This window comes from Burkholderia sp. Ed8 (genome assembly GCF_040761425.1).
GTDB classification, from domain to species: Bacteria; Pseudomonadota; Gammaproteobacteria; order Burkholderiales; family Burkholderiaceae; genus Burkholderia; species Burkholderia seminalis.
Genome location: NZ_CP142889.1, coordinates 924,627 through 949,576, shown reverse-complemented (window position 1 = coordinate 949,576; position 24,950 = coordinate 924,627). Strand labels below are relative to the sequence as shown.

Here is a 24,950-nt window from a genome sequence, read left to right as displayed (position 1 = left end):
TCACGCTGCCTGCGACCCCCTCGGTGCGCGGGCAACGCGTTCGATAGTCCCATGAACAATTTTCTTTCCGCAACAAGGAAATGACGCAATGCGGCCGATCGTTGCACGTACAACGCCACCGAACCGGCTTGCCGGCCATTTGCTGCACTGCGTCGCGACGCGGCTTCGTTACGTTGCCGTCCGGCGACGCTTGCCGGCCACGCGGCCATCACGCGCGAAACCGTGCTCCATCGCTTCGATCGCTTCCGAGAAAAACTCGAGAAACATCGTCATCGCGACAGTCGCGCTCATGTCCGCGCGCTGGTAGATGCAGCTGAACGAACGCGCGCCCGCATCGGCGAGCGGCGTCCACGCGAGCCGGCCGGCCGCGACGTCGTCCGCGACGTTCTCCGCGATCAGGAAGCCGATGCCGGCCCCTTCGGCCGCGAGTCGCCGCACCATCGACACCGAACCCGTCTCGACCAGCGGCCGCGCGTTGCGCGGCTGCCGCGCATCGATCTGGTCGAACATCACGCGCAGCTCCGTGTCGGGTGTCATCAGGAGCAGCGGATGGGCGAAGCAGTCGCGCATCCGCACCTTGCCGCCGGACAACGCCAGCGGATGGCCAGGTGCCGTGACGACACCAAGCGGCTGCGCGAACGCGCGCACCTCGACGACGCTCGCCGCCGTGCGCCGGCGCAGCGCATAGCCGATGTCGGCCTCGCCCGTCTCGACCCAGCGCACGATGCTCTCGCCGTTTCCCGAGCGCACGCTGTACGTGACGCCGGGATAGCGCTGCATCGCGGCCAGGATCGCGTCGGGCACGAGCTTCTCGGCCGTCGATGCGGGCACGGCCAGGTTCACGTGCCCGCGCCGCAGTGCGCGCAAGTCCTCGACCTGCGTCAGCGCGTTGTCGAAGTCGCGCTGGCCGCGCCGCACGGCGGCGATCACGATCTCGCCGGCGAGCGTCAGCTGCATGCCGCGCGGCAGCCGGTCGAACAGCGGCACGCCGACCTGCTCCTCGAGATTGCGGATCTGCTGGTGCACGGCCGCGGCGGTCAGGTGCAGCGCGTCGGCTGCCTTGCGAATCGAGCCGCGCCGGGCGACCTCGTCGAAACAGCGGAATGTCTGCGATATCGAACGCATGAATGGACCGTTAGATTTTTCCGAACATGCCGTCAAGAATAATCCAGTTTCACTGACTCTCCGGATCGTCTAGATTGCGCTGCATTCCCGTGTTCGATTCGAATGGAGACCGCAGTGACGACCGTCGACCAGATTACCCAGCGCCGCCGCGGCGTCGGCCTCATCGCCCACGATCCCGCCCTGTCCGCAGGCGGCTACACGCTCATCGCGCCGCAAACGGCGGACGGCAACGTCTATCTCGTCGGCATCGACGGCGAGGTCGCCCATCAGTGGAAAATGCCCGTGCGCCCCGGCCGTCACGCGGTCATCCTCGCGAACGGCAACCTCGGCTACAACGGCAATCACCCGCAATCCGAATCCCGCTACGCGCCGTGGTCGATGTGGCATGGCGGCGACTTCTACGAGGTCACGCCGCAAGGCGAAACGGTGTGGCGCTACGAGGATCCCGCGCATCACCACGATGCGCAGTGGCTGCCGAACGGCAACCTGCTCTACGCCGCGTGCGAACCGGTCGACGCCGCGTTCGCGCGGCGCGTGCCGGGCGGTACGCCGCACGGCGACGACGACGTGATGTACGCGGACGTGATCCGCGAAGTGAACCGGGCCGGACAGATCGTGTGGGAATGGCACGCGCGCGAGCACCTGCGACCCGAGGATTTTCCGATCGCGGCCGGGTTCGGCCGCTATCACTGGCCGCTCGTCAACGGTCTCGCGGTCGACGCGAACGGGCGCGTGCTGATGAGCCTGCGCACGACGTCGGGGATCATCGGCGTAAACCGCGCAACCGGCCGCATCGACCTGCACGTCGGGCCGGACGTCGTGTCGCACCAGCATGCGCCCGTGCCGCTCGCGAACGGCAACATCCTCGCGTTCGACAACGGCAATTTCCGCCACGGCGCGCACGTCGTGTTCTCGCGCGTCGTCGAGATCGATCCCGCGACGCAACGCGTCGTCTGGTCGTACACGGACGACGTCGTGAACCTGTTCTACACGCCGTTCATGGGCAACGCGCAGCGCTTGCCGAACGGCAACACGCACATCACCGAATCGTCAACGGGCCGGCTGTTCGAAGTGACGCCGGCCGGCGAAGTCGTGTGGGAATACGTGATCCCGTGGTTCGCGGAATACCCGGACGAGGCCGCGCGCAAGACCGGCCCCGGCCAGCTGAACAGCGTGTTCCAGACGTTCCGCTACAGCGCCGCGCAACTGCCCTGGCTGCGGACCTGACGCGTCGTTCGCCGTTGCATTCCTGCCATCGTCGCCGTTCGCTTCCGAGGGGCCTGCCGTGTCGCACGATCCGATCTCACCGCCCGTCGATGCACGGTTGCCCGCGTGGCAGCTCGCGCTGTTCGGGCTGCAGCACGTGCTGTCGATGGCCGCGTCGCCGATCACGGCCGTCTTCCTCATCGCGAAAGTCCTGGCGCTGCCGGCCGACCTGACGGTCCAGCTGATCGGCGCGACGTTCTTCGCGTGCGGCGTCGGCACGCTGGTGCAATCGCTCGGCGCCGGCCCGATCGGCGCACGCATGCCGTTCGTGATGGTGCCCGGCGGCGCACCGACGATGCTGTTCGCGGGCATCGCCGCGCAGTCGGGCCTGCCGACCGCCGCCGGCGCGGCGCTGCTCGCCAGCGCGTTCTACTGGGTGCTGCTGCCCGTGTTCACGCGCTGCCTGCGGCTCTTTCCACGCGTCGTCGTCGGCGCGATGCTGTTGCTCGTGTCGATCAACCTGATCCGGATCTACGCGGCGATCGTCGTCGGCCAGCCCGGCTCGGCCGACTTCGCGCAACCGCGCGCGCTCGGTCTCGCGCTTGCGACGATCGTCGCCACCGTCGTCGTCGCCGGTGCGTTTCGCGGCACGCTCGGGCGCCTCGCGGTACTGATCGGGTTGATGGCCGGCGCGACGCTCGGCTGGGCGCTCGACGCGATGCCGGCGCTCGCCGGCGTATGGCACGGCCCGTGGTTCACGCATCCGGTGTGGCTGCCGTTCGGGATGCCGCGCTTCGACGTGCTGGCCGCGCTGCCGCTGCTGATCTTCACCGCGATCTCGATGGCCGAGGCCACCGCGCAGACCGTTGCCGTCGGCGAGACGTGCGGCAAGGCGGTCTCGATGACGCGCGACGTGCCGAAGACGATACGCGGCGATGCACTGGCGTCGCTGGCCGGCGCGCTGTTCGGCACGCCGCTGATCGTGACCAGTGCCGAGAACATCGGCGTCGTACAGACGACCGGCGTGCGCTCGCGCTACGTGACGGCCGCCGCCGGCGCAATCCTGATCGTCATAGCGCTGTTCGCCCCGCTCGCGCGGCTCGCGTATGCGATTCCGGCCGCCGTCGTCGGCGGCACCGCGCTGGTCGTGTTCGCGATGATCGGCGTGATGGGCATCCGGCTGCTCGCCGGCGTCGACCTGCACGCGCGCGCCAACCAGTACACGCTCGCGGCCGCGCTGGTGGTCGGTCTCGCGCCGATCCTGGTGCCGAACCTGTATCGTCAATTCGGCGCGCCCGTCCAGATCGTGCTCGGCAACGGCATGGCGGCCGGCACGCTCGCGGCCATCGCAACGCAACTGGCATTCGCCGCGCTCGCGCGGTTGAGCGGACAGACGCAGGCAAGCGTGCCACCGGCACCTTCGCGCGAAGCGTAACGGCGATAACGGGCAGCGCGGCGCACGCTGCGCTCCGCTTGACGACTTCCTCCGTTCAACCGGCAAGCGCCGCTCTCTCCTGGCGCCGGCACGCGCGTCTCCTCGGCGCCGCCCCGGCTTCGGGTATATCGGCATCATCATCGCGATGGAAACGGCGACGGCCTTGCCGTGCCGGATCGGCGCGGTCCGGTTGCTGCGCGCGCCGCGCCGGCGAAGCGGCGTTCCGCACGGCCAAGGCACACGCGATCGCCGGCCTGACGCTCGGCCTCCTCACGTGACAGGTTGCGTTCATGTCGGTCGGCGGCGAATGGTTCGGGATGGGGATGTCGAGGCAATGGAACGGCGTACCGGACGCGTTCCGCTTCTTCATCACGCTGCCGCTCGTGCTCGTCTACCTGACGATGAACACCGACGGAATCGACGAGACGCGTGCCGCGCCGAACGGATGGACATCGGGACGATTGCCGGCGTCACCGCGTCCGGCTATAAATCGTGGATGGACACGAATCGCTGGATTCACGACCCCGTCGGCGCGTTTCGCGCATGGCAGGAAACCGCCGCGACGGGCGCCGGCCGCCGGCCGTTCGCGCCGCGTTCGGTCGTGCAGCACGTCGCGATGTTCGAGCGGTTCCTGCGTCATCTGATCGCACAGCGCGTGTCGCTGGTCACGTTCGGCCCCGACCACGTCGCGGCGTTCCTGGCGGAACTCGACCGTACCTGCGCACCCGGCACGTCGACGCGCGTGCGCTATGCGAAGCTGATCGACCGGCTGGGGCGGCATCTGGTCGACACCGGTGTGCGGACGATCCACCCGGCAGGACGGACGACGCGCGATCTCGCCTGGCCGGCCGGCGAGCCGGAGCCGTGCTACCTGCCGCCCGACGCCGACGCGGCGCTGCAGCGCCATGTCCAGCCTCGGCCGGACGACTCGCCCACCGACTGCCGGAATCGCGCGATCGTCGCGCTGCTGCTTGCCAGCGGTATCACCTCGGCCGAGATTCGTGCGATGCCCCGCGCCGCGCCCGATCTCGATGCGCAGCCACCGGCGTTGTCCGTGCCGCGCGATCGCGCGCGGCCGGCGCGCCGGGTCGAACTGGCCGAATTCGCGCTGGCGCCGCTCGCCGCGTGGCACGCGTATTCGACGGATACGCCGGCACCGGCGCTGCTGTTCCCCGCACCGCGCGGCGGTGGCGCGATGAACGACATGTTCCTGCTGCTCGTGGTGCGCGAAGCGCTCACCGCGATCGGCTTCCACGCGGCGGACATGAGCCCGCGCGTGCTGCGCAACACGTATGCGCGCCGGCAGTTGCTCGCGGGCCACACGCATGCCGAGGTCAGTGCGATGCTCGGCCTCGTCAGCACGCGAACGGTCACGCGCATCCGGCAGACGCTGCCGCCGGACGCAGCCGCGGATCGCGCTGCGCACGAACGCTGAACGCGTGCGCGGAACGCCCCCTTTTCCTTCCCGTTCGTTATGCGCCCGACTTCGACTGGATCAGGCGCAGGATTCGCGTGTCGTACGGCGATTGCATGACTTCCGCGATGCGAATCTCGGATGCGGCCGGATGCAGCGGATTCAACAGGAAGTTGTGCGCGTGCGGCACGACGACGCTCGGCACGCGCAGCAGCGCGCTCGGCTGCGTATGCAGCCATTCGGTGCCGGCGCTGCGGGTCCAGTCGACGTTCGTTTGCCAGTCGTCCGGTGCGTCGCCTTCCGCGATTTCGGCGACATCCACCGAATCGGGCACGTCGATCCGCAGCAGCTGGTATCCGCTCGGCAATTGGGCAACGGTGGCGATTTCGAAATGAACGAGCGTCTCGAGCAGCGCGAGCGCCGGGTGTTCGGCGAGATAGACGACGGGCTGCCCGGCAAAATGCCAGCGCCCGCCGGCCCGCAACCCGCCGATGCCCTTCAGATCGGCGTAATTGCTGATCCGCCACAACGTCGTCAAGCGAAATACCCCTCGTCGATTTGCGTGAGGACTTCCTCGACGAGGCGAGCACCGTGCTCGGTGCTCGCCATGTCGAGCGACGTGCGGCCGCCGAAGCGCTGCAACCCGTTGCGCAGCCACGCCATCGCCTTGCCCTGGTCGCCGAACGTGGCCGTCGCCTGCGCGACGATGCGCGCGAGGCGGATCGCCTTGTCGGATTCCTCCGGCGACAGGCGCTCGTGCGCCTGGCGACGATGGCTCAGCGTGCGGCGCGGAATGATGAAGGCCAGTTCGTCCGATTTCAGCCCGCGCTCGGACAGCCGGTCGATCACCGATACGTCGACACGCGCGCTCGCGAGCTCGGCCAGATCGGCGCCCGAACGGACACGGATCGCCAGCAGCTGCTCGAGAATCGTGAATTCGGCCTGGCGCGGATGCGCGACGCCTGAAGGATGAAAAGCGATGGTGCTCATGACCTCTCTCCGGCAATTTGCCCAACCATTATAGGCGTTTTGCCGAAAACTTGCGGGAGGACGAGCCAAAGCTGCTGTCGTCGGCCGGTCGACGGGCTCGGCCAAGGATCCCCTCCTGCCCCTGGCAGCAGCGTCTGAGGATGCGAATCGAAGATTCGCTTTGATGAGGCGGAACTATTATTCAGTATATAAAGTCCTCTGAGATGTCTTACGGTTGTCACGTAACAACCCTTTTATTGAATTAAATCGCGCCGCTGAACCGGCATCTGCCATCCCGCAATGCACATTTGTCGACCGGAGCGACCGGCCCGGTTACTCGCCGACCACCATGACGAAACACGTCCCGCGGCCCCCTCCCTCCGGATTCGCGCCCCGATCCCGCACTTCTCGCCATCGCTCATGAACATCCGGTTCGAGATCTCATCGCCGTACGGCCCCACTTGAAGCTGTCGTCGAACCATGTCGAGCCCATGTCGACGCAGCGGGTGTCGGATACGTCCTGAGTATGGACGCCATCAGAACGCCGGTCCCGGTCGAACATCCGGCAGGGCAACGCCCCTACTCACACAGGCAGCTACCCTGCCACCGGCACGCACGGTTCCGCCCGGTGCAGCGGAACGTGCGCGATACCCGATGCAATCAGCCGGCCCACGCCGACGACCGGATCACGCTGCAGAAATTGCCGGCGCGGAAATGCGGATCCTTGTCCGCGATCACATCGGCCTTCACGTTGCCGAACGTCGTGCCGGGCTTATGCTTGATCCCGTCGTAGAACGCCTGAATGATGTCTTCCTTGAAGTGCGGCGTACGCGGATGCGCGCGAACGACGGCCTCGCGCTCGACGTCGCTGTATTCCGGATACGTGAGGCCCAGCACGTCCATCTCGACGCCCGCGGTGACGAGCGCGATCACCGGATGCATGTGCTGCGGAATACCGGGCGTGGTGTGCAGCGCGATCGAAGTCCACACAACGTCGATATCCTGCTGCGAGATGCCCTTGCCCTTCAGGAAATCGCGGGCGGCATTGGCGCCGTCCACTTCGAAGCGCTCGCATGCGCTGCTGTGCTTGTGAGTGAGCCCCATGTCATGAAACATGCAGCCGCAGTAGAGCAGCTCGGGATCGTACTCGAGCCCGCGGCGCCGGCCCGCCAGCGCCGCGAAATAGTAAACGCGGCTCGAATGATGGAACAGCAGCGGCGACGCGGTATCGCGAACGAGTTCGGTGATCTCGCGCGTCAATTGGCTATCGGGGATGGCGATGCCTGCAACGTTCTCAGTCATGATTGACCTCCATTGAAAACACTCCCGATTTTCCAAAGCCCGATAGCTGTCTTCAATAGACGTATTACGTCAAATCCTGCCATTTCGCGCGATGGACGGACGTGATGCCTGCGTGACCGAAAAAACACCGAAAAAGGGCTCCGCCGCCTCGCTCGATGCGCCACCGGCCCCTCTATACTGCTGCGCATCACCTTAGATACCGCACGCATCCGATCACCATGCCGAAGGTCGTGGGAATTTTCGCCGTCCCGGGCGTTCAACTGCTCGATGTCTCCGCACCGCTCGACGTGTTCGCACAGGCGAATGCCGAATGCGGGAGGCCGTTCTATGCATTGCGGATCATCGCGAGCGAATCCGGTCCGATCCGCAGTTCGTCCGGTGCGCAACTGCTGCCCGACTGGATCGTTCCCGACATCCCGGAGCGCATCGACACGCTGCTGGTCGCGGGCGCGCCGAGCGCGGGCCGCGTCACGCTGCGCACCGATGTCCTCGCGTGGCTGCGATCGGCGGCCGTGCAGAGCAAGCGCTACGGCTCGATCTGCACCGGCGCGTTCATCCTCGCCGCCACCGGCCTGCTGAAAGGCCGCCGCCTGACCACGCACTGGGCCGCCGCCGACGCGCTGACAGAAGCCTATCCGTCGCTCGCCGTCGATGCCGATGCGCTGTACGTGCGCGACGGCAAGCTGCGCACGGGCGCCGGCGTCACGGCCGGGCTCGATCTCGCGCTCGCGCTGGTCGAGGAAGATCTCGGCCGCGAGATCGCACGGCGCGTCGCCGCGCAACTGGTGATGTTCTTCAAGCGCCCTGGCGGGCAGCTCCAGTTCAGCCGCAAGGGCGAAGCGCGCCCCACCGGGCGCTCGGTGCTGCAGGAGGTACAACGCTGGATCGCGGCGAATCCGGAACTCGCGCATTCGGTAGCCGACCTGGCGAAGCATGCGGGCATGAGCCCCCGCCACTTCGCGCGGCTGTTTCGCGCCGAGGTGGGCATGACGCCGGCCGCGTGGGTCGAGGCAACCCGCATCTCGGCGGCCCGCCAGTTGCTCGAGAACGGCCACGACACGCCGAAGCAGGTCGCCGCGAAATGCGGCTTCGCGAATGTCGACACGCTCAGGCGGTCGTTCACCCGCCACGTCGGGATTACGCCGGCCGAGTACCGAAAACGGCAGGCGGTTCCTGTGGAGTGATAGGACAACGCATCGACGATGGCGACTGCACCGGTCAACTATTTCGGAATGCGATGTAATTGAGCGTCACGCGGCAACGGGCAGTTTGACGGTATCGAGCCCTGTCGGGCCGAATCCGGAGCGCTCATCGGCGTATGCCCGCGGCCCGTCACGCCCGCAATCATCGGATGAAACCGCCACTCACGCCGATCGTTTACCCAGTTGCAATAATGAATCACTGGAACGCGTATTTCCGACCGGTAACGCGATCGCTACGATGCAATCAACCGCTAAACGCAACGAGCGAAGCGAGAAATCCATGAAACCGGAGGTCACCATGAAGTCGTTCATCACCGCTGTCGTCGCCGCAACCGCCCTGTCCGCCTCGTACGGCGCATTCGCACAATCGAACCCGTCGGGCCAGCTGACGCGCGCCCAGGTCCGTGCGGAACTCGTGCAGCTCGAACAGGCCGGCTACAAGCCCGAAGTCTCCGATCAGTATTACCCGCGCGCGCTGCAAACCGCCCAGGCGCGTGTGACGAACGCCGATGAAGCCGGTTACGGCGCCCAAGCCGCCGCCGGCGTGCGTGCCGGCCGCGCAATCGCGGTCAAGCAGGAAGGCCGCGACTCGGTCTATTTCGGCCAGTAAGCCGATCCCGCGCGCGTATCCCGGTACGCGCGCGGTACCCGCAACACCCCGCGCCCGTTCATCGGGGCGGGGTGTTTGCTTTTCGGCCACCCGCTCCGGACACCGATCACGTGCGGCACAGCACCGTTCACGCAGCCAGTGGATGTTTGCGCATAGAATGGCCGCGTGGTCGGCGCCGGCCGACTCGAACGCGAGCGGCACCACGACGCCCGGCATGCCCGATCGTCGCCGCGCCCGCTGGCCGGCCCGATGCCGCGCTCAACGCATTTTTCGAAAAGGAGCGGTTTCATGTCTCAAACATCCGGTTCCATGATCACGTTTCGCCGCCCGGACGGCCAGGAACTGCAGGGCTATCTCGCGACGCCGGCAAAAACCGAAGGCGCGCCTGCCGTCGTCGTCATCCAGGAATGGTGGGGGCTGAACGACCAGATCCGCGGCGTCGCGGACCGCCTTGCGCGCTGCGGTTACTTCGCGCTGGTACCCGATCTGTATCGCGGCAAGTCGACGGTCGAGGAAGAAGAAGCGCACCACCTGATGACCGGCCTCGATTTCGGCGATGCCGCGTCGCAGGACATTCCCGGCGCCGTCACGTATCTGAAGACGCTGGCCTCGCGGGTCGCGATCACGGGCTACTGCATGGGCGGCGCCCTCACGCTGCTGTCGCTGCAACACGCCGATGCGGATGCGGGCGTGACGTGGTACGGCTTCCCGCCGCTCGACTACATCGATCCGGCGAAGCTCAAGGTGCCGCTGATGGGCCACTGGAGCACGCAGGACGCATTCTTCACAATCGACCAGGTCGACGCGCTGGAAAAGAAGCTGACCGATGCGAAGGTCGGCTTCGAGTTCCATCGCTATCTCGCGCACCACGGGTTCGCGAACGAAACGGCCGTGGGCCCGGGCCGCATCTCCAGCACGCAGTTCGATCCGGTGTGGTCGCAAATGGCCTGGGATCGCACGCTGACCTTCTTCGGCCGTACGCTTTGGACGACACAGGCGTAACGTAACGCGACGCCCTTCGCGGGCGGCCGTGCAAATGAAAACGCCACGGACGCAAATCCGTGGCGTTTTCGTTTCCGCATACCGCCGGTTCGAAACGACAGGCGCGGCTGGCCGCCCCTGCGCTTCGTTGCGCTTACCCGTTTGTCGCAGCCGCCTTGTCGTAATCGACCGGCGCATCCGGCGCGCGCGGCGTTTCGCCTGCGTGCTGGATCCAACCGCCGCCCAACGCGCGGTACAGGTCGACCAGGTTCGTCCAGCGCGCCAGACGTGCGCTGATCAGCGTCTGCTGGGCCGAGTACAGGTCCGTCTGCGCCGTCAGCACCGACAGGTAGCTGTCGACGCCGTTCTTGTAACGCAGGTCCGACAGGTCGAAACGACGCTGCTGCGCATGCTCGTTGCGCTCCAGCGCCGCGATCTGCTGGTCGTACGTGCCGCGTGCGGCGAGACCATCCGCCACTTCGCGGAACGCCGACTGGATCGCCTTCTCGTAGTTCGCGATCTCGATGCGCTTCTGCACGTGCGCGAGGTTCAGGTTCGCGATGTTCTGCCCGCCTTCGAAGATCGGCATCGTGATCTGCGGCGCGAACGACCACGCCGCCGTGCCGGCCTTGAACAGGCCGCCGAGCGTCGGGCTGCCGGTGCCGAATGCGCCCGTCAGCGAGATGCGCGGGAAGAACGCCGCACGTGCCGCGCCGATGTTCGCGTTCGCGGCCAGCAGCGTCTGCTCGGCCTGCATCACGTCCAGACGACGCGTCAGCAGATCCGACGGCAGCCCGGCCGGCACGTCCGTCAGCAGGTTCTGCGCGTCCAGCGGCATGCCCGCCGGCAGGTCGTCCGGCAGCGGTTCGCCGATCAGCAGCACCAGTGCGTTCAGCGCCTGCGCACGCGCACGCGCCTGCGCCTGCTGGTTCGCGAGCGCCGTCTCGACCACCGTCTGCGCCTGACGCAGCTCGAGCTCCGAGCCCGTGCCGTTGTCGAACTGCAGCTTCGTCAGGTCGTACTGCGCCTGGGCGGACTTCAGCGTGTTCTCCGTGACCTTCAGCAGGTCGTCGGTCGACAGCAGCGTCAGGTACTGGTCGGCCACGGAAGACACCAGCGAGATTTCCGACGCCTGCCGTGCGTACGACGTCGACAGGTACTGCGCGAGCGCCTGGTCCTTCAGGCTCTGCACGCGGCCGAACAGGTCGAGCTCCCACGATGCCGACAGCCCGACGTTGTAGGCACGCGAGATATACGGCGCACCGGTCGTCGACAAGCCCTGCGGCACGCGCTGGACGTTGCCCGTGCCCGTACCGTCGAGCGTCGGGAACAGGCCCGCGCGGGTAATCTGGTACTGCGCGCGCGCCGCCTCGATATTCAGCACCGACACGCGCAGGTCGCGGTTGTTCTTCAGCGCGATCTCGATCAGCCGCTGCAGGCGCGGATCGACGAAGAATTCGCGCCAGCCGATGGCCGTCGCCGCCTGGCCGTTCGCGCTGCGCGCGTCGGCCGCACCCGGCTGCGTCGCGTAGACGCCGCCGGCCGGGTACGCCTGCGCGACGGGCGCATCGGGCCGCTTGTAATGCGGCGCCATCGTGCAGCCCGTGGCGAACAGCGCGGCGGCCAGTGCCGCCATCGTTGCAGTCAAAGCATGTTTTTGCATCGTTACCGCCCCTTCGAATCGTGTGCGTCGTCGTGACCGCGCTGCAGGTCGCCCTGCACGAGACGCCATGCATCGTCGACGTTTTCCGTCTCGCCGCTGAAGATCGCGCGAACCCGCACGAAGAACATCGGGATCATGAAGATCGCGAGGAACGTCGCCGTGATCATCCCGCCGATCACGCCCGTACCGATCGCATGCTGGCTGGCCGAGCCCGCGCCGTTGCTGATCGCGAGCGGCAGCACGCCGAGCATGAAGGCGAGCGACGTCATCAGGATCGGGCGCAGTCGCAGGCGCGCCGCCTCGATCGCCGCCCGCACCGGCCCCATGTTTCCGGTCGCCTGCAACTCACGCGCGAACTCGACGATCAGGATCGCGTTCTTCGCGGACAAGCCCACGGTGGTCAGCAGGCCGACCTGGAAGAACACGTCGTTCTCGAGGCCGCGCAGCATCGTCGCGAGCAGCGCGCCGACCACGCCGAGCGGCACCACCATGATCACCGAGAACGGGATCGACCAGCTTTCATACAGTGCCGCGAGACACAGGAACACGACGAGGATCGAGATCGCGTACAGGATCGGCGCCTGCGAGCCGGACTGGATTTCCTGGAACGACAGGCCGGTCCACGAATAGCCGATGCCTTCCGGCAGCTTGCTCGCGAGCGCCTCCATCGCGGCCATCGCCTGGCCGGTCGACTTGCCCTCCGCAGCCTGCCCCTGGATCTCGATCGACGACACGCCGTTGTAGCGTTCGAGCTTCGGCGAACCGTAGATCCAGTGGCCGCTCGAGAACGCGCTGAACGGCACCATCCCGCCCGAACTGTTGCGCACGTACCAGATGTTCATGTCCTCCGGCGTCATCCGGAACGGCGCATCCGACTGCACGTAGACCTTCTTGATCCGGCCATCGGTATCGAGGAAGTTGTTCACGTACTGCGACGCCCACGCGATCGAGAACGTCTGGTCGATCGCAGCGGCCGTGACGCCGAGTGCATTCGCCTTCTCGCGGTCGATGTCGACCTTGTACTGCGGCGTGTCGTTCAGGCCGTTCGGGCGCACGAGCGCGAGCGCGGGATCCTTCGCGGCCATCCCGAGCAACTGGCCGCGCGCGGCCATCAGCGCTTCGTGGCCGAGACCGGCGTTGTCCGTCAGCTCGAAGTCGAAGCCGGCGGCCGTGCCGAGTTCGGGAATCGACGGCGGGTTGAACGGAATCACCATCGCGTCCTTGTAGGTCGAATAGTGCGCAAAGGTCCGGCCGATCAGCGCCTGGACCTTCTGGTTCGAACGCTGGCGCTGCTCGTACGGCTTCAGCTTCACGAACACGAGGCCCGCGTTCTGGCCGCGGCCCGCGAAGCTGAAGCCGTTGACCGTGAACACCGAGTCGACCACGTCCTTCTCCGCGGTCGTCAGGTACGTATTGATGTTGTCGAGCGTCTTGCCGGTCGTCTCCTGCGTGGAGCCGGACGGCGTCTGCACGATCATGAACATGTAGCCCTGGTCTTCATCGGGCAGGAAGGATTTCGGCAGGCGCGTAAACATCACGCCGACCGCGATGAACACGGCCAGATAGATCACGAGCCAGCGGCCCGAGCGCCGGATCACGTGATTCACGCCACCCGTGTAGCGATCGCGGCTGCGATCGAAGGTCCGGTTGAACCAGCCGAAGAAGCCCTTCTTCTCTTCGTGATGCCCTTGCGGAACCGGCTTCAGGATCGTCGCGCACAGTGCCGGCGTCAGGATCAGCGCGACAAGCACCGACAGCACCATCGCCGACACGATCGTCAGCGAGAACTGGCGATAGATCGCACCGACCGAGCCGCCCGAGAACGCCACCGGCACGAACACCGCCGACAGCACGAGCGCCACGCCGACCAGCGCGCCGGTGATCTGGCCCATCGCCTTGCGGGTCGCCTCCTTCGGCGACAAGCCCTCTTCCGCCATCACGCGCTCGACGTTCTCGACCACCACGATCGCATCGTCGACCAGCAGGCCGATGGCAAGCACCAGGCCGAACATCGACAGCGTGTTGATCGAGAAGCCGGCGACGCCCATGATCGCGAATGTGCCGAGCAGCACGACCGGCACCGCGATCGTTGGGATGATCGTCGCCCGCAGGTTCTGCAGGAACAGGTACATCACGAGGAACACGAGCACGATGCCCTCGATCAGCGTCTTGACCACTTCCTCGATCGACAGGCGCACGAACGGCGTCGTGTCGTACGGGTAGTGGACGACCAGACCGTGCGGGAAGTACTTCGACAGCTCGTCGATCTTGGCCCGCAACGCAGTCGCGGTCGCCAGCGCATTCGCACCGGTCGCGAGCTGGATGCCGAGACCGGCCGTCGGCTGCCCCATGTATTTCGTGTCGAACGTGTAGTTCTCCGAACCCAGCGCCGCGCGGCCGACGTCCTTCAGTCGAACCTGCGAGCCGTCCTGGTTGACCTTCAGCAGGATGTTGCCGAACTGCTCGGGTGTGCGCAGCAGCGTCGATTCGGTGATCGTCGCCTGCAGCACCGTTCCCGGCTTCGCCGGCGTGCCGCCGATTTGGCCGCCCGCGATCTGCACGTTCTGCTGCGTGATCGCCGTCGATACGTCGATCGGCGTAAGGCCGTAGTTGGTCAGGCGGGTCGGGTCGAGCCAGATCCGCATCGAGAACTGCGAACCGAGCAGCAGTGTCTGGCCGACGCCGTTCACGCGGCTCAGCGGATCAAGCACGTGCGAGGCCACGTAGTTCGTCAGGTCCTCCTTCGACATCCTGCCGTCCTCGGAGTTGAACGCGAACCACATCAGCCAGTTGCTGCTCGACTTCGTGACCTGCATGCCGAGCTGCTGCACGACTTGCGGCAGGTTCGGCGTCGCGAGCGACAGCTTGTTCTGCACCTGCACCTGCGCGACGTCCGGATTCGTGCCCGGCGAGAAGGTCAGCGTGATCGTCGCATTGCCCGAGTCGTCGCTCGTCGACGACATGTACAGGAAGTTGTCGAGACCGCTCATCTGCTGCTCGATCACCTGCGTCACCGTGTCTTCCACCGTCTTCGCGGATGCGCCCGGGTAGTTCGCCTGGATCTGGATCGTCGGCGGTGCGATCGTCGGATACTGCGCGATCGGCATCTTGAAGATCGATGCGACGCCGGCCAGCATCAGCACGATCGCGATCACCCACGCGAAGATCGGGCGATCGATAAAGAACTTGGCCATGAAACGGACTCCCTGTTATTGCGCGGCCGACGCGGCGGCCGAACTCGCAGCAGCATTGGCGGCGGTACTCGCCGGCGTGGCACCCGCCGCTACGGCGGACGCCGCATCCGGCGCCGGCGCGAGCTGCGCCTCGACGGTCTTCACGGTCGCACCCGGGCGCACCTTTTCACCGCCCTGCACGATCACGTGATCGCCCGCCTGCAGACCGCCTTCGACGATCCAGTTCTGACCCTGCATGCCGGTCGTCTTCAGCGGACGCGGCTCGACCTTGTTGCTGGCGTTCACCACCAGCGCGATCGCCTGCCCCTTCTGGTCGTGCGTGACGCCGATCTGCGGCACCAGGAACGCGTTCTCGTTCACGCCCTCCTCGATCCGCGCGCGCACGAACATCCCCGGCAGCAGCACGCGGCCCGGGTTCGGAAACACCGCGCGGATCGTCACCGAGCCGGTGGTCTGGTCGACCGTCACGTCCGAGAACTGCAGCTTGCCCGCTTCCGAATAGGTCTTGCCGTCTTCCAGGATCAGCGACACCTTCGCCGCGCCCGGGCCGCTCGTCTTCAGGCGCCCGCTCTGCACGTCCTGGCGCAGCTTCAGCCCTTCGAGGCTCGACTGCGTGAGGTCCACGTACACCGGATCGAGCTGCTGCACGGTCGACATCAGCGTCGCCTGGCTCGCCTGCACGTACGCGCCCGGCGTCACTTGCGAGATGCCGACGCGGCCCGTGATCGGCGACACGACATCCGTATAGCCGAGGTTGATCTGCGCGGTGTCGACCGCCGCCTTGCCGGCCGCGACGTCCGCCGCGGCCTGGCCCTGCGTGGCCACCGCGTTGTCGTAGTCCTGCTTGCTGACCGCGTTCGCGGCCACCAGCACCTTGTAGCGCGCGACCAGCGCGTTCTGCGTGACGAGGTTCGCCTGCGCCTTCGCGAGCGTCGCCTTCGCGCTGTTCAGCGCGGCGACGTACGGCGCCGGGTCGATCTTGTACAGACGCTGACCGGCCTTGACGTCGCTGCCTTCGGTGAATTCACGGCGCAGCACGATGCCGTCGACCCGCGCACGCACCTGCGCGACGAGGAACGCGCTGGTGCGGCCCGGCAGATCGGTGAAGACCGGTACGGCCTGCGGCTGGACGGTGACGACGCCGACTTCAGGTGTTTGCGGCGGCGGTGCCGATTCTTTTTTCCGCAGGCAGCCAGGAAAACCGCGGCTGCCGCGACAGTGATCAAGCGGTATGGAACCCGTTCGACGCGCATGGAGCGACCTCTCACAAATAGACGACATTCAATGGGAATCACCAGATCTCCTCGCGGCCTGCATGCGCGGGCGGAATGCTCTCGCTTCCGTCCGACACGCATGCGGGCACGTGCTTCGGGTGTGCGGTGCACCCTGCGGAGCGTTCGTTTGCCGAACTGCTTCCGTAAAAAGGAACGGCGAGCCCGCGGCCCCGACGGGCACGCGTTGCCGCAGCGGCCAGCCGGGACGCTAGCGCGCGGGCCGGAACGCGGCGCCGGCGAATTCGATGAACGCGCGCGCGGCGGCCGACAGACGCGCGGCACGCACATGCGCGAGCTTCAGCGTGACGGGCGCGAGCGGGCGAACCGGTGCGATACGCACCAGCGTGCCGGCCGCCAGATCGGCGTCGACGAGATACGCGGGCAGCACCGCCGCGCCCATGCCGGCCACGGCCAGCCGTCGTGCCATCTCGAGATGGCCGACGCCCGCATTGCCGGGGGCCGAGCCCGGTCGAATCGCGGCCGCAGGGTCGTCGTCGGCCGCCGGCGGTTCGAACCGGACGGTCGTGAGATCCGGCCAGCCGCCCGATGCCGCCGCGCCGCCCTGTGCGGCGACGTAACCCGGCGCCGCGACGCGCACGGATTCGTACGCGGCCAGCGTATGCAGCGCGTGCGCACCGGATACCGGCATACCGTCGATCAGGAATGCGACGTCGATGTCCTCGGCAGTCAGGTCGACGTACGCATCGGTCAGCGTCACGGTCGGCCGCACGTCCGGAAACAGGTGCACGAAACGATCGAGCAACGCGCTCAACTGGCTGAGCCCGAACGCGACCGGCGCGGCCACGCGCAACGCCCCTTCCGGCTTGCTGCCCATCGCGACGAAACGGCCGTCGATCTCGTCGATCGCGCCCAGAATCCGCTCGACGCGCGCGAGATACAGCTCGCCGATTTCCGTCAGCGACTGGTGGCTGGTGCTGCGTTGAAGCAGGCGCGCGCCGAGCCGCGTTTCGAGCGCATCGACCAACCGGCTCGCCATCGCCGTCGACACGCGCAGCCGCGTCGCCGCGCGGCGGAACCCGCCTTCCCTTGCCACCGTCACGAATGCCCGAATCGATTGAAGTTGGTCCATTTGTCCGGATTCCCCTGCGCGGACGGCTGCCGTTCCACCTGCACCCGCCGGCGCGTCGCGGCCAATCCGCATCAGCCCGGCCAATGCAGCGGCGCCGACGCCGGCCTCGCCGGGCCGGTCGGCCCGCTCGCGACGAGCGCGAGCCGGCATACAACGGGCGCAAGCCAGCCTCGGCCGGCCCGATGTACGATCATTCGATAGCAGTCCTGAGTCTTTTCCAGCGATTCGCGGCGGCAACACGTGCGGCAGCGGCCGCGGATCATGCGACGGTTTTGCCTGCGTCACACGAACGCACTGGAACACATTTCTTTCAGCAGGTGCAATGGTATGAAAACCACCGGGAAATAGCTTGCCCGATCCTGCGATTGTTTTGCCTTAATTTCCGAATTTGTGCGCTGCACACCTCGCAACGACGGGCGATGCGACCACCGACCATGCAGGTCCGGATGATCGGGCTAATTTCCGACAGGTTTGGGCAATCCGGCGCACGCAACTGGTCGTACGATGTGACCGCCGTGCCGGCGCCCCTGCCTGTTTCTCGACGGGGAATCGCCGCCGCGCACCTCGCCTCGCTCACTCCGCCATCCGCTCACGCAACATGGAAACCGACGCCCGAACGCCACCGCAACCGCGCCTCCTGCCCGATCACGACCCGCGGTCGCCGGCACGGCCGCACGCGGCCCGGCTCGCGGCGTTGATCGCCGCCTACGCGCCGCACGACGGGTCGTTCGACCTCCCGGTGCGCGGCATGCGCATCTCACGCGCATCCGGCGCGCCGGCGCAGTGGAACCACGGCGTGCACCACGCGTGCATGAGCATCGTCGGGCAAGGCGCGAAGTCGATGCGGGTCGGCGACGACACCTACACGATCGACGAAGCGCGGATGCTGGTCGCGACGGCCGACGTGCCCGTCACCGGCCGCGTGACGCGCGCAACGCCCGCCGAGCCGTTCCTTTACGCGCAGCTCGAACTCGATCCTGCGCGCATCGCCGCGCTCACGCCACGCGTGTTCCCGCGCGGGTTGCCGAAAACCGTCGACTGCGGCGCGCTCGACACGCACGACGCGACGCCGGAAATCGTCGACGCCGTCGCGCGGCTGATGCAGTTGATGGCACAACCGGTCGAGCTCGACCTGCTCGCGCCGCTGATCGTCGACGAAATCCTCATTCGGCTGCTGTGCGGTCCGTCGGGTGCACGCGTCGCGCAGGTTGGCGAGGCCGGTTCGACGGCGCAGCGCATTTCGCGCGCGGTCGCGTGGATTCGCGACCACTACCGCGATCCGATGACGGTCGACTCGCTCGCGCGGCAGGTCGACATGAGCCCGTCGACTTTTCATCACCACTTCCGTGCGGTCACGTCGATGAGCCCGTTGCAATGCCAGAAGGTACTGCGACTGCAGGAGGCGCGCCGCCTGATGTGCCTGTCGGCGATGGATGCGCGGCAGGCGTGCCGCAGCGTGGGCTACGTCAGCGCGTCGCAGTTCAGCCGCGAATACGCGCGGCTGTTCGGCGACGCGCCGGGCCGCGACGTCGCGAGGCTGCGAGGCGAAGCGGTGCCGCTGTCGCGCGTCGCGCCATAAGCCGCTTCACGCGGGCCGTATGCGCGTGCGTGCCCCGCCCTTCTTCCCGTTCTCATTCGCCCGCTCGGCCAGCACGGCTTCGTCGATGCAGCGGGCGAAGTATTCGGCCGACGACGTGGGCACCACGCTGTCGCGAAACAAAAGATACAGGTGGCGCGCCGGGTGTGCGCCAGTAGCCAGCGCCGCCAGAAAATATAGAAATACGTATTATTTAAGCTAGTAAGGATCGGTATGCGGCGCTCGCGCACCGCACCATGCCTGAATCAGGAATTGCGTGACGCGCAGGACGCGGTCACCGCAGCCTCGTCGGCGGCCAGCAACTCGGGCACGCATTCGCGCAGGAAATCGACGAACGTGCGGATCTTCGCGTCGAGATACTGACGCGACGCGTACAGCGTATAGACCGTCAGCTTCTGCAACCGGTATTCGGGCAGCACGCGCACCAGCGCACCGCTCGCGAGCCCGGGCAGGGCGGCCGGGATCGGCAGCGAGCCGATCCCGAGGCCGGCACGCAGCGCGGCGCCAAGCGCTTCGGCGATGTTTACCTGGAAATCCGGCAACGGCAGCTCGAACGTTTCACGACCATTGGGGCCGTCGAGATGCCAGCGGTCGCGCGGAAAGAGCGACGTGACGATCTGCAGGCACGCATGACCTTCGAGGTCGCTCACCGTGTGCGGCGTACCCCGCGCCTTCAGGTACGCGGGTGACGCGCACAGCACGCTGCCCACGTCGCCGAGCCGCTGCGACACGAGCCCGGAATCGGGCAGCTCGGTCGTGCTCAACTGCAGCGATACGTCGTAGCCTTCGTCGATGATGTCGGGCACGTGCTGCGACAGCGTCAGCTCGACCGCGACCGACGGATAACGCTCACGGTAGCGCACGACCGCGGGCACCACGTAGGACTGGCCGAAACTCGTCGTCGCGTGAACGTGCAGCCGCCCCGACGGTTTCGCCTGTGCGTCGGCCGCCTCGGCTTCCGCTTCGTCGATATAGCCGAGGATCCGCTGGCAGCGGTCGAGATAGCGCTGCCCGGCGTCGGTCAGCGCAATGCGGCGCGTGCTGCGGTTGAGCAGGCGCGTGCGCAGATGCGTTTCGAGTTGTGCGACCGAACGCGATGCGTAGGCCGTCGTGATGTCCAGGCGATGGGCCGCGCTCGTGAAACTGCCCTCCTCCGCAACCCGGACGAAAATGCGCATCATCTGTAACGTGTCCATCGACCTGTCCCCGGGATTGAGATCACGTCGCGCCGCCGTGCGGCCTGGGTGCCGGCGGCTCCGGCACAGGCCGGTCTGGCGCGAATTGTGCGGAACAGTACAGCAGCGCTGCAGGCGTGTCCAGTTCGCCGTACGCGGCGTAATCCGGATGCCGAATCGTGCCGTGGAATCGCTTGTCGCATGGCATCCGGGCCGCGCGTGCACGCACCCGAGCATCAACGGGCATTGGGCATCGGGCCGGCAAAAACGCCCCGCCGGCCGCGATGCCGCGGCGCAATTTACGCCCTCCCCGTTTCGCGCGTCACGCAGCGGCCGCCACGTCGAAAGGATTGCGCAACACGATCGTGTCGTCACGCTCCGCACCGGTCGTGATCATCGACACCGGTGCGCCCGCGACCGCTTCGACGCGCGCGATGAAATCCTGAGCGGCGCGCGGCAGCGCCGCGCGCTCGCGCACGCCCTTCACGGTGCCATGCCAGCCGTCGAATCTTTCGTATACAGGCTTCGCGCGCGCCTGCGTATCGAGACTCACAGGCAGATGGTCGACACGCGCACCGTCGAGTTCGTAACCGACGCACAGCGCGATGGACTCGAAGCCGTCGAGCACGTCGAGCTTCGTGATTGCGAGCGAATCGATGCCCGAGATCCTGACGGCCTGACGCAGTTGTGCGGCATCGAGCCAGCCGCAGCGTCGCGGCCGGCCGGTATTGACACCGAATTCCTGCCCGCGCGCGCGCAGCGCTTCGCCGGTGACGTCGTTCAGCTCCGTGAGGAACGGGCCGCCGCCGACACGCGTCGCATACGCCTTGGTCACGCCCAGCACATGGCCGAGCTTCGACGCGCCCAGGCCGGTGCCGGCCGCGGCGGCCGACGCCACGGTGCCCGACGACGTCACGAACGGGTACGTGCCCCAGTCGATATCCAGCATCACGGCCTGCGAACCCTCGAACAGGATGCGCTCGCCGCGATCGGTCGCGTCGTTCAGATCGGCCCAGACGGGGCGCACGAACGGCAGGATCTTCGGCGCGAGGCGGACCAGCGTCGCCAGCATCGCGTCGCGGTCGTATTCGTCGAGCCCCAGGCCCCGGAACCACGCGTTGTGATGATCGACGAGCACGTCGAGCTTGGCGGCAAGCCGGCCAGGCTCCGCGAGATCGCCGACGCGCAGACCACGGCGCCCGACCTTGTCCTCGTAGGCCGGCCCGATCCCGCGCAGCGTGGTGCCGATTGGTTCGCGGCGCTGGCGCTCCTGCGCCTGGTCGATTGCGCGGTGAATCGGCAACACCAGCGTCGCGTTCTCGGCGATCGACAGATTGTCCGGCGTCACCGACAGCCCGAGCCCGGCCATCCGCTCGATTTCCGCGAGCAGCGCTTCCGGATCGAGCGCGACGCCGTTGCCGATCACGCCGCGCTTGCCGCGCACGATGCCGCTCGGCAGCAGCGCGAGCTTGTACGTCTTGTCGCCGACGACCAGCGTATGGCCCGCGTTGTGGCCGCCGTTGTAGCGCGCAACGAGATCGGCCTGGGCCGCCAGCCAGTCCACGACGCGCCCCTTGCCCTCGTCGCCCCATTGGGCGCCTACCACCACCACGTTCGGCATGCTCCGCACTCCATGTGAGAAATTCAGACACTCGTTCGGCCGTGCCGGCCGTTTGTGTGCCATATTGGCGGAGCTGGATCGCCCGATCAAACGATTAAACCTGAACCTTCGTGTGAGTAAAAATCACGCGAAACGAAGCAATGGCCCGACGACTTCCCCCGTTGAATTCGCTGCGCGCGTTCGAAGCCGCCGCGCGGCTCGGCAGTTTCACGCTGGCCGCCGACGAGCTGTGCGTGACGCACGGCGCGATCAGCCGGCACGTGCAGCAACTGGAGGCGTGGCTCGGGCGGCCGCTGTTCGAACGCCACAACCGGCGCGTCGAGCTGACCGACGCCGGCCGTGCGTATCTCGCCGAGGTCGGCGCATCGTTCGACCGGATCGCGCTCGCCACCGCGCAGCACTTCGGTCACGCGCAGCAGCGCGTGCTGCGCGTCAGCGCGCCCGCGACGTTTTCGCTACGCTGGCTCGTGCCGAAGCTGTCATCGTTCCAGGTCGCCCATCCGGCCATCGAGGTGCGGTTGTCGACGTCGAACGAGCCGATCGAGAAATTGCGCGACAAGGTCGACCTGATCGTTCGCGGCGGCCCGCAAGCCATCGACGGTTACGTTGCCGAGGAATTCCTGTCGGAAGTTCGGCTGCCGGTGTGTGCGCCGAAGCTGCTGGAGGGACGGCCGCTGGACACGCCGGCCGATCTCGCGGGCTTCACGCTGCTGCACGCGGCCACCTATCCCGGCATGTGGCCCGAGTGGCTCGCGGCGGCCGGGCATCCGAATCTTGCACCGCGGCACTCGCTCACGCTCGAGCATTTCTACCTGACGCTGCAAGGCGCGCTCGACGGGCTGGGCGTCGCCATGGGGCCGATCGCGCTCGTCGCCGACGATATCGCCGAAGGGCGGCTCGTGCAGCCGTTCAGCGAACCGGCGCTGCCGCCGTGGCGCTACTTCACGTACGTCGCATCCGCGCGGGCAAACGACGATGCCGTGCGTGCATTCAAGGACTGGCTGAAAACGACGGGGAACGCGACCGCGCGAGACGGACGGCACTGACCGCGTCGAGGAGTCGGTCGTGCGTAACGAGAAAGGCAGGATTCCGAATCAAAAAACGGAAATGCACGGAACGTGATTTCAGGCGTGCACCGCGTGATCGTGATGCACACGGCAAGGCGCGGCTCACACCACGCCTTGCCGTCGGACGACGCTTACTGGCTTGCTGCAGCGCCGGCTTTCTTCTCCGCGTTCTGCAGGTTCTGCGGATAGTTCGGATCATTGGCCGCCGGCTTGTAACCGGCATCTTCGAGTTTCTTCAGCTCGGCGGTGTTCTTCGCACGAGCAGCCTTGCGCTCGGCCTTGCGTTTGGCCCTGGCCGCCTTGCGTGCTTCGCTCTTCGCTGCCTTCGCATCCTGTGCGGCAGGCGCGCTGGCGGCGTCGGTCTGTGCAAACGCGGGAGCTGCCGAGCCGAACAGGAAAGCGGCTGCGGTAGCAGCCAGCGCGAGTTTTCTGATCTGGATTTGCATCGCTGAACTCTCTTTTTTGATGACTATCACGGATTGAACAACCATCGAGATACCGCCCCTGTCCTGATCGGTTGTCATGTCGCGATCAGGACCTGTGCATCATAACCGTGTCGCGAAAAATGTGGCGTGAACGTGATGACGGAATCGGGATACATGTATGGGAGAAGATGGGGCTCCGCACAGGCGTCATGTGCTAGAGACCGCGACGCTTATCGCCCGGTTCGGGAACGGCGACGGATTGGGCACGCACGATAGGCCGCTGTTTCACAGGTGGTGATGTCGACATGCTCATCCATGATCCCCGCAGCAGCAGTCGATCTGTGCGTCACGTTGCCATTCGACGCGGCTCGAGCGACGGTTCCTCCCATAAACGGTCACGATTCGGTTCCTCCGGCGATCAGGACGATCGCGTCGAGTCGCCGCGCCGTGATGTTGGCAGTCACCTGTGGCTTGGGTGACCTGTCGAGGTGAAGGTCGTCATTGACGGGTACGTATGACGAAAAGCCGAACACTGTGTGGTGAAGACGTCGATCGGCGTCACTTCACGCATGCGTCGAGAAAGCGCAAGTGACTGTGCTTACGGGTACATCACACCTCGAGCTTTGCCACAGACTTTTTATTTGATCGCTCAGGTGGCCCGCCCGTTGAGCGGTATCGCGATCGACACGGTTTGCCGAACCCAGTGCGGTACCGAAAGGTGAGCCTTTCCGGGAGCCACTCGCGATTTGGCGACGGTGAGCTTCGTCATAGACCGGATCTTCACGTCGGCTCGGAACGATCTTCGGATCGGTCCTGGAGCCGGCGACCTGTGCGGAAGGTGTTCGCCATGACGATCGCTCGCGGTCGGTCGTGCGGCTTTTGGCGGCTTGCCAGAGCCACAGTGCGACGGCTCGGTTGGTCCAAAGGTAGAAAATCGGGAGGCCGCCGCGTGGACACGCAGTCCGGGACGATTGCCTCTGCGCACAGTCCACAGGCTGAATTTGTTCGAAACATGCCGGCTGGCGACCGGTAAAAAGTTGTCCACGGACGCGGGATCACGAGGACAAAAATCCACTCGCCCGCAATCCACGATGATTTCGAACTGCTGCCGGCGATTCCGAAGACGGCCACCGCGGTGGCCACGGACCTGCTCTGTCGGCCAAACGCAAGTGCGCGGGTAATCAGGAAGTGGATTCGTCGATCCCATAAACGGGAACCTGTACGCCGAATCGGGGGATTTCCTCGTGGTTTCCTCCCATAGGTTTCTACGTTTCGGCGTTTGTGAGTAGGCACTCACCTCTCCGGAAAGCCTTGTCGGGCCTGAAACCCTCGCAGGACAGGATCCCAATCTCAGGTTCTGCACTGCTGGATCAGTCGTTCCGCGCGTTTTCCGTACCACAGACGGCTACCGTAGGTAGCGGTTTATGGGGTTCGTCTTTCTGTGGGAGCACACGTGTGTTTACATCTTTGTAAACCACGTTTACTTCTTTAACTACTTTTAGACGGCTCACAGCCTTGTGCCTCATGGGTTTGAGCGGTGTTCGGTACCCATTTATGGGAGCACAGGTGGAAGGGTCTGGGGTTTCAGGTCTGTGGATTT

Annotated in this window: 18 protein-coding genes and 2 pseudogenes; 9 read left to right on the top strand and 11 right to left on the bottom strand. The window is 66.4% G+C overall.

The genetic code is table 11. The annotated features are described in order from the left end of the window. Window positions 1–168 precede the first annotated feature (168 nt). Entirely contained in the window at window positions 169–1,125 is a 957-nt protein-coding gene (locus VXM69_RS38480) for a LysR family transcriptional regulator (RefSeq protein ID WP_367190543.1), read from the bottom strand. A 102-nt stretch (window positions 1,126–1,227) separates the two neighbouring features. On the opposite strand from VXM69_RS38480, the gene VXM69_RS38475 reads away from it, so the two are divergent. From VXM69_RS38475 to VXM69_RS38460, 4 genes and pseudogenes are all read left to right on the top strand, one after another. Beyond that, window positions 1,228–2,352, top strand: a complete 1,125-nt coding sequence (locus VXM69_RS38475; protein ID WP_367190542.1) for an aryl-sulfate sulfotransferase — start codon at window positions 1,228–1,230, stop codon at window positions 2,350–2,352. A gap of 58 nt (window positions 2,353–2,410) precedes the next feature. Beyond that, on the top strand, window positions 2,411–3,766 hold the full coding sequence (locus VXM69_RS38470) for a uracil-xanthine permease family protein (protein ID WP_069704954.1): 1,356 nt from the start codon (window positions 2,411–2,413) through the stop codon (window positions 3,764–3,766). 121 nt (window positions 3,767–3,887) lie between these two features. Next, window positions 3,888–4,197, top strand: a pseudogene (locus tag VXM69_RS38465) (DUF2165 family protein); the annotation flags it as partial. Window positions 4,198–4,262: 65 nt separating this feature from the next. After that, window positions 4,263–5,201 (top strand): tyrosine-type recombinase/integrase, encoded by a 939-nt coding sequence (locus VXM69_RS38460; RefSeq protein ID WP_367190805.1) that lies wholly within the window; start codon window positions 4,263–4,265, stop codon window positions 5,199–5,201. A 37-nt stretch (window positions 5,202–5,238) separates the two neighbouring features. Here VXM69_RS38460 and VXM69_RS38455 read toward each other — a convergent pair whose 3' ends face one another. The 3 genes from VXM69_RS38455 to VXM69_RS38445 all read right to left on the bottom strand — a co-directional run bounded on the left by VXM69_RS38455 (window position 5,239) and on the right by VXM69_RS38445 (window position 7,451). Beyond that, a complete protein-coding gene (locus tag VXM69_RS38455; protein ID WP_034191114.1) occupies window positions 5,239–5,718 on the bottom strand; it encodes an RES family NAD+ phosphorylase in 480 nt (159 codons plus the stop codon). Next, on the bottom strand, window positions 5,715–6,170 hold the full coding sequence (locus tag VXM69_RS38450) for an antitoxin Xre/MbcA/ParS toxin-binding domain-containing protein (protein WP_301943248.1): 456 nt from the start codon (window positions 6,168–6,170) through the stop codon (window positions 5,715–5,717). Before VXM69_RS38450 ends, VXM69_RS38455 begins: the two co-directional genes overlap by 4 nt. Before the next feature lie 639 nt (window positions 6,171–6,809). Next, complete coding sequence (locus tag VXM69_RS38445; protein ID WP_124610176.1) at window positions 6,810–7,451, bottom strand: HD domain-containing protein; 642 nt, start codon at window positions 7,449–7,451, stop codon at window positions 6,810–6,812. 218 nt (window positions 7,452–7,669) lie between these two features. On the opposite strand from VXM69_RS38445, the gene VXM69_RS38440 reads away from it, so the two are divergent. From VXM69_RS38440 to VXM69_RS38430, 3 genes are all read left to right on the top strand, one after another. Further along, window positions 7,670–8,635 carry a GlxA family transcriptional regulator gene (locus VXM69_RS38440; RefSeq protein ID WP_034191111.1) on the top strand — a complete coding sequence of 322 codons (966 nt, stop codon included), beginning with the start codon at window positions 7,670–7,672 and terminating at the stop codon, window positions 8,633–8,635. A 316-nt stretch (window positions 8,636–8,951) separates the two neighbouring features. After that, window positions 8,952–9,263 carry a DUF4148 domain-containing protein gene (locus VXM69_RS38435; RefSeq protein ID WP_034191126.1) on the top strand — a complete coding sequence of 104 codons (312 nt, stop codon included), beginning with the start codon at window positions 8,952–8,954 and terminating at the stop codon, window positions 9,261–9,263. A gap of 288 nt (window positions 9,264–9,551) precedes the next feature. Further along, window positions 9,552–10,265, top strand: coding sequence for a dienelactone hydrolase family protein (locus tag VXM69_RS38430; protein ID WP_034191110.1), 714 nt, complete (start codon window positions 9,552–9,554; stop codon window positions 10,263–10,265). Window positions 10,266–10,398: 133 nt separating this feature from the next. On the opposite strand, the gene VXM69_RS38425 is transcribed toward VXM69_RS38430, so the two are convergent. From VXM69_RS38425 to VXM69_RS38410, 4 genes and pseudogenes are all read right to left on the bottom strand, one after another. Then, window positions 10,399–11,907 carry an efflux transporter outer membrane subunit gene (locus VXM69_RS38425; protein ID WP_367190541.1) on the bottom strand — a complete coding sequence of 503 codons (1,509 nt, stop codon included), beginning with the start codon at window positions 11,905–11,907 and terminating at the stop codon, window positions 10,399–10,401. Between the two features lie 2 nt (window positions 11,908–11,909). After that, window positions 11,910–15,101 (bottom strand): efflux RND transporter permease subunit, encoded by a 3,192-nt coding sequence (locus VXM69_RS38420; RefSeq protein WP_175868201.1) that lies wholly within the window; start codon window positions 15,099–15,101, stop codon window positions 11,910–11,912. 15 nt (window positions 15,102–15,116) lie between these two features. Beyond that, window positions 15,117–16,354: pseudogene (locus VXM69_RS38415) on the bottom strand (efflux RND transporter periplasmic adaptor subunit). Between the two features lie 229 nt (window positions 16,355–16,583). Next, window positions 16,584–17,465, bottom strand: a complete 882-nt coding sequence (locus VXM69_RS38410; protein WP_034191715.1) for a LysR family transcriptional regulator — start codon at window positions 17,463–17,465, stop codon at window positions 16,584–16,586. A gap of 598 nt (window positions 17,466–18,063) precedes the next feature. Here VXM69_RS38410 and VXM69_RS38405 point away from each other — a divergent pair. Then, window positions 18,064–19,044 carry an AraC family transcriptional regulator N-terminal domain-containing protein gene (locus VXM69_RS38405; RefSeq protein WP_367190540.1) on the top strand — a complete coding sequence of 327 codons (981 nt, stop codon included), beginning with the start codon at window positions 18,064–18,066 and terminating at the stop codon, window positions 19,042–19,044. Between the two features lie 263 nt (window positions 19,045–19,307). Here VXM69_RS38405 and VXM69_RS38400 read toward each other — a convergent pair whose 3' ends face one another. After that, entirely contained in the window at window positions 19,308–20,258 is a 951-nt protein-coding gene (locus tag VXM69_RS38400; protein WP_034191717.1) for a LysR family transcriptional regulator, read from the bottom strand. A 301-nt stretch (window positions 20,259–20,559) separates the two neighbouring features. Next, window positions 20,560–21,858 (bottom strand): adenylosuccinate synthase, encoded by a 1,299-nt coding sequence (locus VXM69_RS38395; protein WP_367190539.1) that lies wholly within the window; start codon window positions 21,856–21,858, stop codon window positions 20,560–20,562. Between the two features lie 140 nt (window positions 21,859–21,998). Here VXM69_RS38395 and gcvA point away from each other — a divergent pair, with 140 nt between their 5' ends. Then, window positions 21,999–22,904 carry a transcriptional regulator GcvA gene (gene gcvA, locus VXM69_RS38390; RefSeq protein ID WP_034191719.1) on the top strand — a complete coding sequence of 302 codons (906 nt, stop codon included), beginning with the start codon at window positions 21,999–22,001 and terminating at the stop codon, window positions 22,902–22,904. 152 nt (window positions 22,905–23,056) lie between these two features. Here the strand turns inward: gcvA and VXM69_RS38385 are convergent, their stop codons facing one another. Further along, window positions 23,057–23,371: a DUF4148 domain-containing protein gene (locus VXM69_RS38385; protein WP_124610123.1), complete on the bottom strand. Its 315-nt coding sequence runs from the start codon at window positions 23,369–23,371 to the stop codon at window positions 23,057–23,059. Window positions 23,372–24,950: the final 1,579 nt, after the last annotated feature.